Annotated in this window: 11 protein-coding genes; 4 read left to right on the top strand and 7 right to left on the bottom strand. The window is 66.0% G+C overall.

Going from position 1 to position 13,252, the window contains the following annotated elements:
* Positions 1-238 precede the first annotated feature (238 nt).
* Positions 239-2,566 (bottom strand): Tex family protein, encoded by a 2,328-nt coding sequence (locus tag AC1DBL_RS07445; RefSeq protein WP_476925796.1) that lies wholly within the window; start codon positions 2,564-2,566, stop codon positions 239-241.
* Positions 2,567-2,589: 23 nt separating this feature from the next.
* Positions 2,590-3,234, bottom strand: coding sequence for an SOUL family heme-binding protein (locus AC1DBL_RS07440; RefSeq protein ID WP_476925795.1), 645 nt, complete (start codon positions 3,232-3,234; stop codon positions 2,590-2,592).
* Positions 3,235-3,388: 154 nt separating this feature from the next.
* Between AC1DBL_RS07440 and AC1DBL_RS07435 the strand changes: the two genes are divergently transcribed.
* Positions 3,389-7,063: a TM0106 family RecB-like putative nuclease gene (locus AC1DBL_RS07435; RefSeq protein ID WP_476925794.1), complete on the top strand. Its 3,675-nt coding sequence runs from the start codon at positions 3,389-3,391 to the stop codon at positions 7,061-7,063.
* A 288-nt stretch (positions 7,064-7,351) separates the two neighbouring features.
* Here the strand turns inward: AC1DBL_RS07435 and AC1DBL_RS07430 are convergent, their stop codons facing one another.
* The 4 genes from AC1DBL_RS07430 to AC1DBL_RS07415 form a co-directional block, all read right to left on the bottom strand.
* The gene (locus AC1DBL_RS07430) at positions 7,352-8,422 is read right to left on the bottom strand and encodes an alkene reductase (protein WP_476925793.1); all 1,071 of its coding nucleotides are present in this window, start codon (positions 8,420-8,422) and stop codon (positions 7,352-7,354) included.
* Positions 8,423-8,512: 90 nt separating this feature from the next.
* Positions 8,513-9,301, bottom strand: a complete 789-nt coding sequence (locus tag AC1DBL_RS07425) for a PKD domain-containing protein (protein WP_476893099.1) — start codon at positions 9,299-9,301, stop codon at positions 8,513-8,515.
* A 143-nt stretch (positions 9,302-9,444) separates the two neighbouring features.
* On the bottom strand, positions 9,445-10,104 hold the full coding sequence (locus tag AC1DBL_RS07420; protein ID WP_476925792.1) for a DUF6318 family protein: 660 nt from the start codon (positions 10,102-10,104) through the stop codon (positions 9,445-9,447).
* A gap of 295 nt (positions 10,105-10,399) precedes the next feature.
* Complete coding sequence (locus AC1DBL_RS07415; protein WP_476893101.1) at positions 10,400-11,041, bottom strand: DUF4190 domain-containing protein; 642 nt, start codon at positions 11,039-11,041, stop codon at positions 10,400-10,402.
* Positions 11,042-11,295: 254 nt separating this feature from the next.
* Between AC1DBL_RS07415 and AC1DBL_RS07410 the strand changes: the two genes are divergently transcribed.
* Positions 11,296-11,730, top strand: a complete 435-nt coding sequence (locus AC1DBL_RS07410; RefSeq protein ID WP_441418327.1) for a pyridoxamine 5'-phosphate oxidase family protein — start codon at positions 11,296-11,298, stop codon at positions 11,728-11,730.
* Between the two features lie 40 nt (positions 11,731-11,770).
* Positions 11,771-12,193 carry a very short patch repair endonuclease gene (locus tag AC1DBL_RS07405; RefSeq protein ID WP_476893102.1) on the top strand — a complete coding sequence of 141 codons (423 nt, stop codon included), beginning with the start codon at positions 11,771-11,773 and terminating at the stop codon, positions 12,191-12,193.
* 7 nt (positions 12,194-12,200) lie between these two features.
* Here the strand turns inward: AC1DBL_RS07405 and AC1DBL_RS07400 are convergent, their stop codons facing one another.
* Complete coding sequence (locus tag AC1DBL_RS07400; RefSeq protein WP_476925854.1) at positions 12,201-12,758, bottom strand: TetR/AcrR family transcriptional regulator; 558 nt, start codon at positions 12,756-12,758, stop codon at positions 12,201-12,203.
* A gap of 224 nt (positions 12,759-12,982) precedes the next feature.
* Between AC1DBL_RS07400 and AC1DBL_RS07395 the strand changes: the two genes are divergently transcribed.
* Positions 12,983-13,240 carry a hypothetical protein gene (locus AC1DBL_RS07395; RefSeq protein WP_441418324.1) on the top strand — a complete coding sequence of 86 codons (258 nt, stop codon included), beginning with the start codon at positions 12,983-12,985 and terminating at the stop codon, positions 13,238-13,240.
* The last annotated feature ends 12 nt before the right edge of the window (positions 13,241-13,252 follow it).

The raw sequence follows: 13,252 nt of genomic DNA, 5'->3' as shown, positions 1-13,252 counted from the left end.
TGCTCCCTAGCATGTCGAAAGACGCCGATGTCTCGGCGCTCTAGAGGCGAAAGGCCCAAATGCGGGCAGTTGCCTCCGGCAATCATGGTGCAATTCATCAGCAAACGTATCAGTTGTGCGCCGAGCGGTAGGGATTCCGCGATGAACGGTCAGGTTACTTGCCGAGGCCCGCTCTCCGGAGCGCCTCGGCCATCGCGGTGTTGGCGGGCGCCGACGCCGGGGCCGCCGCCGGGGCCACTTAGGGGCCAGACGTGGGTGAGCCCTGCCTAGCCGGGGTCGGCGTGGCGGCGGACCTGGGCTGCGGTGGCTTCACCTGGCCCCGACGGCCCCGGTCCTGCGAACCTGCCGCGGGTTCGTCGTCGAGCCGGAGCGTCAGTGAGATGCGTTTCCGGTCCGGGTCGGCCTCCAGCACCTTGACCCGTACCACTTGGCCGGACTTGACCACCTCGCGCGGGTCGGCGACGAACCGGTTGGCCAGCGCGGAGACGTGGACCAGCCCGTCCTGGTGCACTCCGACGTCCACGAACGCGCCGAACGCGGCCACATTGGTGACTGTGCCTTCCAGCACCATGCCGGGCTTGAGGTCGGAGATCTTCTCGATCCCTTCCCGGAACGTCGCCGCCGCGAACGCGGGCCGCGGGTCCCGGCCTGGCTTTTCCAGCTCGGCGATGATGTCCCGCACGGTGGGCAGACCGAACGAGCCGTCCACGAAGTCCTGGGGGTTGAGCGTGGACAGGCCGGCGCCCAGGCCGGCGCCCTTACCGGCGCCGGCCGCGGCCTTGATCTTCCGGGCCAGCGGGTACGCCTCCGGATGCACGCTGGAGGCGTCCAGCGGCTCCGCTCCCCCGCTAATCCGCAGGAAGCCGGCGCACTGTTCAAAAGCCTTCGCGCCCAGCCGGGGCACCTTCTTCAGCTCGCTGCGCTTGTTGAACGGACCGTGCTCGTTCCGGTACGCCACAATGTTCTCGCTCAGCAGCGGTCCGACGCCGGCCACCCGGCTCAGCAACGCGGGTGAGGCGGTGTTGACGTCCACCCCGACGGCGTTGACGCAGTCCTCGACGACGGCGTCGAGGCTGCGGTCCAGCTTCGCCGCCGTGACGTCGTGCTGGTACTGCCCGACGCCGATCGACTTCGGCTCGATCTTGACCAGTTCCGCGAGCGGATCCTGCAGCCGCCGGGCGATCGACACCGCGCCGCGCAGCGACACGTCCATGCCGGGCAGTTCGGCCGCGGCGAGCGCCGACGCCGAGTACACAGACGCCCCGGCCTCGGACACGACGAGTTTCTGCGGCGCGCCGCCGGCTTCGGCACCGAGCTGCTTGATCAGCTCCGCCGCGAGCTTGTCCGTCTCCCGCGAGGCGGTGCCGTTGCCGATCGCCACGAGTTCAACACCGTGTTGCCGGGCCAGCCCCAGGAGCGTGCGCAGCGCCTCATCCCACTTCCGTGCCGGGGCGTGCGGGTAGACAGTGTCCGTCGCAACCACCTTGCCGGTCCCGTCCACCACGGCGACTTTCACGCCGGTGCGCAGCCCCGGGTCCAGTCCCAGGGTGGCGCGGTTGCCGGCGGGCGCGGCGAGCAGCACGTCCCGGAGGTTGGCGGCAAACACCCGGACGGCCTCGTCCTCGGCCGCGGCAAACATCCGGCTGCGCAGGTCGCCGCTCAGGCGGCTGAGCACCCGCGAGCGCCACGCCTGCTGCGCCGTCTGCAGCAGCCAGGCATCGGCGGGCCGGCCTCGGTCGGCGACCCCAAGGAACCTGGCCACAGCGGCTTCGTACCGGCCGCGGGCGGCGGCCAGGGCGGCGTCGTCGTCCGGTTCCGCCTCGCTGAGATCCAGTTCCAGCACGCCGTCCTTTTCACCGCGCAGCAGCGCGAGGACCCGGTGCGAGGGCATCCCGGAGGGAGCCTGGGAGAACTCGAAGTAGTCCTTGAACTTCTGCCCCTCGGTCTCCATGCCCTTCTTGACCCGCGACACCATCCGGCCCTGGCTCCAGAGCCGCTCCCGCAGGGTGGCGGCCAGGTCAGCGTCCTGCGCGACGCGCTCGACAAGGACGGACCGGGCTCCGGCCAGCGCAGCGGTGGCGTCACCGATGGCATGTTCTTCGTTCAGGTACCGGGCGGCTTCGCGTTCCGGGTCCAGCTCCGGCCGCTTCAGCAACGAGTCCGCGAGCGGTTCCAGGCCGGCCTCGCGGGCGATCTGGGCCTTGGTGCGCCGCTTCGACTTGAAGGGAAGGTAGATGTCCTCCAGCCGCGACTTGGTGTCGGCGGCGACGACGGCGGCCTGCAACTCCGGGGTGAGCGACCCTTGGGCGGCGATTGCTTCCAGAATGGTCCGACGCCGGTCCTCCAGCTCGCGCAGGTAGCGCAGCCGCTCTTCAAGCCCGCGGAGCTGGGTGTCATCCAGGGTGCCGGTGGCTTCCTTGCGGTACCGGGCGATGAACGGCACCGTGGACCCGGCGTCGAGCAGCTCCACGGCCGCTTTCACCTGCCAGGGTTTCACGCCGAGCTCGGCGGCAATCTGGGTTTCAATCGGGGTGGTCACGGCGGGGTGCTGCGGGAGTTGGCTCACCCAGCCATTTTGCCTTACCCGGGTCAGGAGCCGGGCGTTCCCGCAGCGTCGGGGGTCTCCTGCACGTCCTGCACGACCTCGTTGTGGCGCAGGAACCACGGCTTGAACGGCGGGTCGAAGCGGGCGAACCTCGGCGGCCCCACCGGCGTCAGCCCGGCCAGGGTCAGCGCCGACTGCAGCCCGTCGTTGCGCCGCGCGAACGCGGTTTCCGAGCCGCTGCCGGAGAAGCGCAGCGCCGCGGCCGGCGAGCCGGGAACGGCCCGGATCCTGACCTCGGGGTCGGTCGGGACCGGAGCGGTTTCTGCGCTCATGCCCGCGGGGAGGACAAAGGCGACCACGAAGTCGGCCGGCGCATCCTTCCCGGGCAACGGGCCGCTTTGGAGCACCGGAGTGGTCATCGCCAGTTTCTGCGAGGGGCCGTGGCCCGAGCTCCCCTGGCCTCCGGCTCCCGGGCCACCGGTCCCCTGGATCACCGGGGCGGTCATCGCCAGCTTCTGCGACGCGCTGTTGCTGCCACTGATGTAGTTGAACAGGTGGCGGAAGGCCGCATTTCCGGCGCGGTCAAAGCTCGCGTTGACCCGGATCTCGGCGACGACGTGCGCGGGATAGCGGCGCAACTCGAAGTGTGGGTAGCTGCGGACCAGCTCGAAGGGTTGTTGTTCGGTCATGGTCTTGCTGACCTTACGCCGCTCCCACGACGACGGCCAGTGTTTGAGTGTCAGAGGGCTTTGGTAGCTTGGCAGAAGAGAGATCGACGGCGTCGGGAGCCGGCCGGTCGGTCAAAAAGAGTCAGTCGGCCAGAGCCAAGCAAAGCGGGGCGCAGTGTTTTTTCTTGAACCGGAAGTACCGGGCGCGGCACCGGATCTGGTCTACTCCGCGAGCGACCTTGTGGTGGCTGTCGGCTGCGAGTACCAGCTGCTCCGGAAGCTCGACGAAAAGCTGGGCCGTGCCCCCAACGCTGACTTCGGCACCGATGAAATGCTCCAGCACGCGGCCTTGCTGGGCGACGTTCACGAGCGCAAGGTCCTGGACGGGTTCATGGACGAGTTCGGCACCTGGGACCCCACCCGCGGGCGCGGCGTGTACGACGTCGTTCCCGCCACTGCCATGGACCGCGCCACCTTGGCGGCCAAGCACCACGAGTCCATCGAGGCGCTGCGGGCGGGCGCCGACGTCGTCTTCCAGGCCGCGTTCTTTGACGGCCAGTTCCACGGCCGCTCCGACTTCCTGGTCCGGCAGGCCGACGGCGGCTACGCCGTGTTCGACACGAAACTGGCCCGCCACGCCAAAGTGACCGCCCTGCTGCAGCTCGCCGCCTACGGCGACCAGTTGCTGAAAGCTGGCATCCCCGTGGATCCCGCGGTCACCCTTGTCCTCGGCGCCACGGTGCAACTGGCCGACGGCGGCTACGACTACGTCCGGAGCCACCACAAACTCGCCGAGATCCTGCCGGTCTTCCGGGAACGCCGCGAACGTTTCCTCGCCCTGACGGCCGCGCACATCGCACAGCCAGACGCTGTCCGCTGGGGCGCGGAGGATGTCACTGCCTGCGGCCGGTGCGACTACTGCCAGGAACAGGTCAAGGCCACCGACGATCTGCTCCTGGTGGCCCGGATGAATTCGGTGCAGCGCAAGAACCTCCACGAGCTGGGCATTCACACCGTCACGGAGCTGGCCCAAACCCCGCTCGCCAAGCCGACGCCCACGCTCCTGCGGCTGCAGGAACAGGCCCGGATGCAGAGCGGCGTTGGACCGGCCGACGGGGAAGTGCAGTACCGCAAGGACGGTGACGAACACACGCTGCGCTACGCCGTGCTCCCGCAAAACACCCTGGCTGAGCTTCCGCCGCCCAGTCCGGGCGACATCTTCTTCGACTTCGAGGGCGATCCACTATGGCAGGACAGCGCCACCGGGGTGTGGGGACTCGAGTACCTTTTCGGCGTCATCGAGGCGCCCACCGGGCCGAGCGTTCCGGGCGTGTTCCGGCCGTTCTGGGCGCACAGCCGGGCGGCGGAGAAGCAGGCGTTCCTCGACTTCCTGGACTACGTGGAACAGCGTCGCCGGGACTACCCCGATATGCACGTCTACCACTACGCCCCTTATGAGAAGACGGCACTCCGCAAGCTCTCCGTGCTGCATGTGGCCGGCGAAGACATTGTGGATGAGTGGCTCCGCGAAGGCCTGCTGGTGGACCTCTACCAGACGGTCCGGAACAGCATCCGCATCTCGGAAAACTCGTACAGCATCAAGAAGCTCGAGCCGCTCTACATGGGCACGAACCTCCGCACGGGCAACGTAAAGGACGCCGGCGCCTCCGTTGTCGCCTACGCCCACTACTGCGAGGCGCGCGAGGCTGGCAAGGTGGATGAGGCCAGGGCCGAGGACGCCGCCAGGATCCTCGCCGGCATCTCCGACTACAACGAATACGACTGCCTCTCGACGCTGGAGCTGCGGAATTGGCTGCTGCAGCGGGCCAAGGAACGTGGGATCGAGCCGGGCGGGATTGAGCCAGGCGGCACCGGCTCCGGGCCGGGCGGGGACACCGGGTCCGGGTCGGGCGGCGCCGGTTCCGTACCGGCGGGCGCCGGGGACGACGTCGACTCCCCGGCCGCTGCTGCCGCGCTTGGCCCGGCCGAGCTGGCGTTGCTGGCCCTTGCCGAGCCCGGGAGCGGCCTGTCCGAGGAGGATCGCAAGGCCGTCGCCATGCTGGCTGCGGCTGTGAGCTATCACCGCCGGGAGCGCAAGTCCTTCTGGTGGGCGCATTTCGACCGGTGCGAGCAAGGCCCGGACACGCACGAGCGGGACCGGAACGTCTTCCTTGTCGATTCCGCCGTGATCCTCGACGACTGGCAGCAAGAAGGCCGGAAGCTTCCGGAGCGGCGGGTCCGGCTGACCGGCACTGTGAGCCCCGGCTCGGATTTGCGCGAAGGCAGCAAATGGTTCCGGATGTACGGGCTTCCGCTTCCCGCGGGGCTGGACGGCACGGGCAAGAACGGTGCCGGCCGAAGCGGCTGGTTCGGCACGGAGGTTCTGGAACTTGGGCACGAGGACGGCAAGGACACCGTCGTCATTCGGGACCGGCTGCACAGAAACGTATCGCCCCACAGCGAGGTGCCCATCGCGCTCACCGAGGACCAGCCGCTGGCCACCAAAAGCCTGGAGCAGGCGTTGGAGTCACTCGCCGACCTGGTAGCCGATGGCTTGCAGTCCGGTTCCATCCCCCGGCACCCTGCCCTTGACCTCGTCCGGCATCTGCCGCCACGGCTGTCCGGCGGCGCGTCATTGCCGCAGCCGGGCGACGGCCCGGACCGCTTCATCGATGCGATCACCACGGCGGTCTTGGGACTCGACCACTCCTACCTGGCGGTGCAGGGTCCCCCGGGAACCGGCAAGACCCATGTGGGTTCCCACGTCATCGCCCGGCTCGTCGCCCGAGGCTGGAAGGTCGGCGTCGTCGGCCAGTCCCACGCCGTGGTGGAGAACCTGCTGACGACCGCCATCACCAAAGCGGGGGTCAGCCCCGCCCTGGTCGCGAAGGACGTGAAGCACGACAATCCCTTGCCGTGGCAGGCGCGTACCGCCAAGGACGTTGCGGCGCTGCTGAGCGCGCCCGGCGGTGCCCTGGTCGGCGGCACGGCGTGGACCATGACCGGCGCCACCGTCCCGGCCGGCTCACTCGATTTGCTGGTGATCGACGAAGCCGGCCAGTTCTCGCTGGCCAACACGCTCGCGGTCGCCCAGTCCAGCAGCCGGCTGCTCCTGCTGGGCGACCCGCAGCAGCTCCCGCAGGTCAGCCAAGGCAAGCATCCCGAGCCGGTCGACGAGTCGGCTTTGGGCTGGATCTCCGCGGGGCACGCCACCTTGCCGCCAGAGCTTGGCTACTTCCTGGCCGACTCGTGGCGGATGAACTCCGAGCTGTGTCTGGCGGTCTCCGAGCTGTCCTACGAGGGCCGGCTGCGGTCTGCGCCGTCCGCTGACCTCCGGCGCCTGGATGGAGTTCCCGCCGGGATCGAAACGGTGATGGTGCCGCACAGCGGCAACACGACGTCGTCCCCGGAGGAAGCCGCCGAAGTCGTCCGGCAGGTGCGGCGCCATCTGGGTCTGGCGTGGCACACTCCGGAGGGGTCGCGCCCTCTTGAGGCCTCGGACATCCTTGTGGTGGCTGCCTACAACGCCCAGGTGAACCTGGTTCGCGAAGCCCTGGACCGGGCCGGACTGTCAGGCGTACGGGTCGGAACCGTGGACAAGTTCCAGGGCCAGGAAGCCGCGGTGGTGATCGTGTCCATGGCGTGTTCGGCGGTGGCCGAGGCGCCCCGGGGCATGGAGTTCCTGCTCTCCCGGAACCGGATCAACGTGGCTGTGTCACGCGGGCAGTGGCGCGCCGTCGTCGTGCGCGCTCCGGAGCTGACAAACTACCTGCCCACCCATCCGGAAGGCCTGGAACAGCTGGGCGGCTTCATCGGCCTCTGCCAGCGGTCCGTGTCCCCCGCCCCCTAGGGGACATGCCGATCCTTCACACCCACCATTGGACATGCCCGTCCTCTGGGTGCGCCACGGTACATGCCCCTCGCCTTCGAGCTGATCCGGGGGACATGCCCATCCTTCACACCCACCATTGGACATGCCCGTCCTCTGGGTGCGCCACGGTACATGCCCCTCGCCTTCGAGCTGCTCCGGGGGACATGCCCATCCTTAAACGCCAACAGTGGACAGAATCGGATTCTGTCCACTGTTCGAGGCGTGCACTGGGCATGTCCGGTGAATGATTACGCCGGCGCCCCGCTCCTAGTTTTGGTAAGCCGGGTAATCGGTGTAACCCTCGGCGCCGTCGGAGTAGAAGGTGGCCTGGTTGGGCTCGTTGACCGGGAGCCCCTCGCGCCAGCGGCGCACCAGGTCGGGGTTGGCGATGGCCGGTCGTCCAACGACCACAGCATCAGCGTGGCCGTCCGAGACCAGGGACTTGGCTACTTCGGCAGTCGTGATGACGCCAAAGCCGGTGTTCAGCAGGAAGGTTCCATTGAAGCGCGTGCGCAGTTCCTGGACCAGTTCGCTCGTGGGCTCCTTGTGAAGGACGCTGAGGTAGGCCAGCTTCAGCGGGGCCAGCGCGTCCACGAGGTAGCCGTAAGTTTCGCGGACGTCGGCAGCGTCCAGCTCCAGGGCGCCCTGGACGTTGTGCTCCGGCGAGATGCGGATACCTACGCGGTCGGCGCCGACGGCGTCCACAACGGCCTGGACGACTTCGATGACGAAGCGGGCACGATTTTCGGGTGAGCCGCCGTAGTTGTCCTCGCGCTGGTTCGCGGCCGGCGTCAGGAATTCGTGCAGCAGGTAGCCATTCGCGGAGTGAAGCTCGACGCCGTCGAACCCTGCGTCGATCGCATTGCGGGACGCCTGAACGAACTCTTCACGGATGCCGGACAGTTCATCAGTAGCCAGCGCGCGCGGCACCGGGAAAGCCTGCTTGCCCTCGTAGGTACGGGTCTCGCCGTCAATGGCGATCGCGCTCGGGGCGACGACCTCATGGCCGCCAGTGGTGTCCTCGTGCGTGACGCGGCCCGCGTGCATTACCTGGGCGAAGATCCTGCCGCCCTCGGCGTGCACGGCGGCGGTGACGTCGGCCCAGCCCTTGAGCTGCTCCTCGGTGACCAAGCCGGGCTGTCCCGGGAATCCCCGTCCGGCCGGGCTGGGGTAGGTACCTTCGCTGACGATCAGCCCCAACGAGGCTCGCTGCCGGTAGTGCTCCACCACCAGCGGCCCGGGAACGCCTTCCTTGCCCGAACGGACGCGGGTGAGCGGCGCCATCACGAGCCGGTTCGGTAGTTCAAGCTGGCCGAGGGTCAAGGGGGAAAACAGCATGCGCAGTTCCTTTCGGAGTGGATTGGGTCCACTGGCGGAAACTTCATAGCGTCTGCAACTATTCCGGTTGAGACTCAGATCACGCCTGAATTACCGCGAGGTCGGTGGTGAGCCGGGGCAACCCTGGCCTTCCGGATTTTGGAGACAATCGTCGGCATAGTTGCGGGTGATGGACCGCCAGACGCTGACGGTCTGTGGCGGGGAGCTGAACTGTCCTTGGCCCGGGATCGGCAGCGGCGGGCCGCCGTTGACGGAGTAGGTCCCTTGAAAATACGTGGTTAGCGTCACGGAGAAGTCCCCGGTCTGGGTGTAGATGTGGCTGGTGGTCGTCTTTTCGCCCCACCGGTCCTGCGGCAGTGGTCCGCCGGCCGAGCCCTGTGGGCCCAGCGAACTGCCGTCACCGTAGTTCCAGGTGTATTGGACGGGCTTGGCGTCGACATGGACGGCCTGGGCCAGAATCTTGATGTCGAACTGCTGTTCTGCTGCCTCAGCAAAGAAGTTCGTCTCAGCGCCCCGAAGCGTGTGCGGACTGGGTTGCGCGGTTACTCGGCCCGCGGCGATCGGAAGTTTCTGGAATTCGGTTTGGATCATGGCGGCGATGCGGGGCAGCAAGTCTTCGGGCCGCGCATCAAACAGGCACGTCGGCCCGGAATGGTAGCTCCAGACTGGGTTGGGGACCCCTGCAGGAGCCTTGAACCAAGTGACGGGAATCCCGTCTTTACCACCGGGACCGTTCTTGCACTCCATCACGGTCGCCAGGCACTCAGCGTCGAAGTCGCCACCGCCAAGATGGCATTGGAGTTCGTATTTGTACTGGAAGGGGTCGGCAGAAGGAGCTCCTGGTTCGACGGGGACGAATTTGCCCGTTCCTGGGTCCATTCGCCAGCCGCCTACGTTGACGCCTTGGTTCCCAAAGCCAGCGTCTATCCCGTCATCGGCGGCTGCGGGACTCGGGAGGCCACCAGCAAACGGTGCAACAAGGGCTAGCACCAATAACATTTTGGGCAGAATACGACAGGAGCTCATCGGATCGGATGGAGCGCTGTAACTTGCCACGATCCATTTCGGAAGGCTGTCAGCATCACATTTCCAGTGTCGGAGGGTGGCGTGGGTGAGCGGAACTCAGAGCCGTCAGCGTTGAGATAGGTGATCTTCGCCTGCTGAACTTGAACGACGACTTGATAGGTTCCCTCAGATTCGGCTCCGAAATTGGTATTCATCGACGGGGCTTTGATGCGTCCACCGACCAGCCAGCGGTCTCCCTGGTAGTTCTTTTGCAGAGCCTTCCTGATATTGGAACAGAATTCGCAATTTTCCGATGTGATGGACGACAGTCCAGATGTATTGCCGGTCTCATACGCGAAGTTGAGTTGTTCGAACCAATACCTCGCGAACGCTTCCAGCCCCTCCTTCGTCTTCGCCTTCGCGGCCTCCGGCAGCACCGGAACCGGGACGTTCTGGGCCCTCCCCTTGGCGTCCGCCGGCTTATAACTGGCGGTGGCGATGGGCGTCGCGGTGGCGCTGGGAGTCGGGGACGTGTATGTGCTGGTCGACGCATCGCTCGGTGCCGCACTCGGCGGCGCCTGGCCGGCGGTGCAGGCCGTTCCCATCAGGGCAATACCGGTGAGCAGGGCGGCCGCGGCGGTGAGCCTGCGGCTGGAGGTTGGAGTGCGAGATGTCATGTTCAGCTAATCCCCCGATAGAAATCAAGACGCCTGAATCCAAACAATGCCTAAGGGTAACTGACACCACACTCTCGCCGTAAGGGTTATCCACAGGCCCCCGCCTCACTTCTGAACCACGCGCCCCTAGGGAAGCAGGCGCCCCAAATACCTCACTCCCCACCCCCAAAGACACCCCCAAACGCACTACAAAGACACCCCAAACGCGCCCCCAATTGCCAACGCAAACAGGGCGTTGCAGAAGTTCCTGCAACGCCCCCGCCGTGCGGCCGGATTTCAGGCCCGGCTCAGCTTCCTACTTCTGTTTGTCCGCCCCGAGGCCCGAGCCGCTGCAGCTTGCCATGGCGCCCTGGCCGGTTCCGGAGTTCTTCGAGATCGACTTGCCGTCAAACAGAATTTCGCAGCCAACCTTTGCCGCGGCATTCGAAAAATCCCCGCTGACAACCAGGGAGAGCAGATCCGAATTCTTCACGGTCTGCTCCTTCTTCCAGCCAGCGCTGACATCAACGTTGGACGTCCCGCCGCTGGTCCAGTAACTGACCGAGGCTTTGCCGTTCGTGGTCACCACGTACTGGACCTTGTGCTCCGAGTTCAGCGCCTGATCGGCCGAGGAAACAGCAGCGGACACCACGGCCATCCAGATAGCCGCGATCACAATGCTCAGAATGCCAAGAACGATGCCCGCAATCGCGGCACCCTTCTTGGCGAACTTGCGGGTAGCACCGATGATCCCGAACAGGACGGCCAGTGGACCCAGGACAAAGGCGACGACGCCCATCACCGGGATGAACGAAAAGACGACAGCAACAATGCCGAGCACCAGTGCGGTGATGCCCCAGCCGTTGCCCCGCGGGGCAACAGGAGCGCCGCCCATACTCGGAACGGTGGACGTGGGCGCATCCGCGGGCGCGGTGCCGTGTGAATTGAAAGTACTCATGATTCCCCATACTCATGGCCAGGCGGTGCCTGGCGGTGCGAAGTGTCCGGGCCCAAGCGCCCCCATGGCGCGGAGGGGCATCTCGTCCAACGGAAAAACACCCTGATGGGCCACCGCTGGATGCGATGCAATCCGAACAAGATGAACGATAGGGAGGGGGTCGGACAATATAGCGACCGCAACCTCACGACCGACTAAGCAATCAATTCCGATTGCCTCTGGCGTTTTTCTACACGGGACAGAACAATGAGCCCATGATGTTCGAACACGCAGACAGCAGCCCCATCTTGAACCTGTCCGAGGATGAGACCTGGAAACTCATCGAAGGAACTAAACACGGCAGGCTCGTCGTCACCGTGGCCGGCGAACCGGATATTTTCCCGGTGAATTACGCCGTCGACAACCGGAAGCTTTACCTGCGCACGGCGCCCGGCAACAAGCTGGCCGAACTGACCATCAATTCCAAGGTGCTGTTTGAAACCGACGGCATCCTCTCCGAAGAGGCATGGTCGGTGGTCGTTCGCGGCACGGCACGGGTCCTGGAGCAGTCGGCGGACATCGCCGTGGCCGAGGCGCTGGGCCTTAAACCGTGGGTGCCGACGCTGAAAGACTTCTACGTCGAAATTGCTCCGACGTCGGTCAGCGGCCGGCACTTCCAGTTCGGCGAACACCCCGAACGGGAAATCTAGGCCAAATTCGCGGCAGACAGCCGCCGCCTAGACTTAAGCCATGGCGGACAGTCTGACCCCGGAGCGGCGCAGCTGGAACATGTCCCGCATCAGGGGGAAGAACACCAAGCCCGAACTGCTCGTCCGCCGGATGCTGCACGCGAAAGGCTACCGCTACCGCTTGCACGGCACCGCCCGTGGCGGCAGGCTCCCCGGAAACCCCGACCTGGTGTTCGCCAGCCGCCATAAAGTCATCTTCATCAACGGCTGCTTCTGGCATTTCCATGACTGCAGGGTCGGCCAGCATGCACCCAAATCCAACGCGGATTTCTGGGAAACCAAGCGCGCCCGCACGCGGGCCCGCGACGCCGAACAGCGCCGCCTGCTCGAACGTTCGGGCTGGGACGTTCTCACCGTCTGGGAGTGCGAGCTCAAAGACCTCTCGGCCCTCGAGCAGCAACTGGACAGTTTCCTCGGCCGCTAAGTCTGCGCTAAGACTGGTGGTGCGCAATCAGCCACTCGGCCATCTCCCGCGACCGGCCGGCGGCTGCGCGGTCTCCTCCGGCCGCGGCGACGATCGAGCCCTTCATCAGGATGTACCAGGACCGGGCGAAGCCGTCAGGATCCGCCAGGGCCGCCTCCTCGGCGAGCTGCTGCACATGGCCCCGGATCTTGTCGAGGTAATCGATGCTCGCCCTGCCCAATGGATGCGACGGGCCCATCTCCAGCAGGATGTTCACGAAGGAACAGGCCTCGAAGTCGTCCCGCGCGAACCAATCGGCAAACACATCGAAGATGGCCAGCAGCTGCTCCACGGGGGTGCGCCCCCGGCGTCGGGCCTCGGAAATGATGGTGGCTACGGTCCACTGCCGGTCGCGGCGTTCCAGGAAAGCCAGCACCAGCTCGTCCTTGGAGCCGAAGTGCCGGTAGAAGCTGGCTTTCGCCACTCCGGAGCGGCCGATGAGTTCGTTAATGCCCACGTCCCGCACGCCGCGACGCGAAAATAATTCGTACGCGACATCCAAAATACGCTCCCGGATCCCGGTAATCTCAGCACCACCGGCGTTGGTCCCACCGCCGGACGCAGAAACGCCACCACTGCCCGCGCCATGGGGCTGTGGAGAGGGAGCCTGGGAATTGGTTGAAACAGACATCAAAAATATAGTACCGCTACGCGAGACAGACTGGTCTCCCTGAGCTAAGATCAAAACTCGGGGACTAGGACTCTATTGGTCAGTACGTGGGGATACTACAAACTCCGCAGGAGAGCACCATGCCACACTTGTTGTTGTCTACCGAGACCCGCACGCGGCACGCCGCCCGGAGCCCCGAAACACATGAGGATCTGGAGCCCCTGCGCCGTCAGGTTTCCGCCATCATCGAGGCGATTCTTGAAGAGACCAAGCCGGACGAGGCCTTGGTCCGGGAACAGCTCCGCTGGCACGTCGCGAACAATCCCGGGGAGCCGGAAAAAGCGCTCCTGAACCACCTGCTGTCAGTCTCCACGACCCTGCAGGATGACACCGCTTAGATGGGCACCCCG

Source organism: Arthrobacter sp. 10T44 (assembly GCF_056393885.1).
The sequence above is the reverse complement of the archived record's forward strand: the minus strand, read 5'-3'. Positions and strand labels throughout refer to the sequence as shown.

Coding starts and splice junctions, on each gene's coding strand:
- AC1DBL_RS07440 (WP_476925795.1), bottom strand. CDS start 3,234: ATGACCGAACAACAACCCTTCGAGCTGGTCCGCAGCTACCCACACTTC.
- AC1DBL_RS07430 (WP_476925793.1), bottom strand. CDS start 8,422: ATGCTGTTTTCCCCCTTGACCCTCGGCCAGCTTGAACTACCGAACCGG.
- AC1DBL_RS07425 (WP_476893099.1), bottom strand. CDS start 9,301: ATGGACCCAGGAACGGGCAAATTCGTCCCCGTCGAACCAGGAGCTCCT.
- AC1DBL_RS07420 (WP_476925792.1), bottom strand. CDS start 10,104: ATGACATCTCGCACTCCAACCTCCAGCCGCAGGCTCACCGCCGCGGCC.
- AC1DBL_RS07415 (WP_476893101.1), bottom strand. CDS start 11,041: ATGAGTACTTTCAATTCACACGGCACCGCGCCCGCGGATGCGCCCACG.
- AC1DBL_RS07410 (WP_441418327.1), top strand. CDS start 11,296: ATGATGTTCGAACACGCAGACAGCAGCCCCATCTTGAACCTGTCCGAG.
- AC1DBL_RS07405 (WP_476893102.1), top strand. CDS start 11,771: ATGGCGGACAGTCTGACCCCGGAGCGGCGCAGCTGGAACATGTCCCGC.
- AC1DBL_RS07395 (WP_441418324.1), top strand. CDS start 12,983: ATGCCACACTTGTTGTTGTCTACCGAGACCCGCACGCGGCACGCCGCC.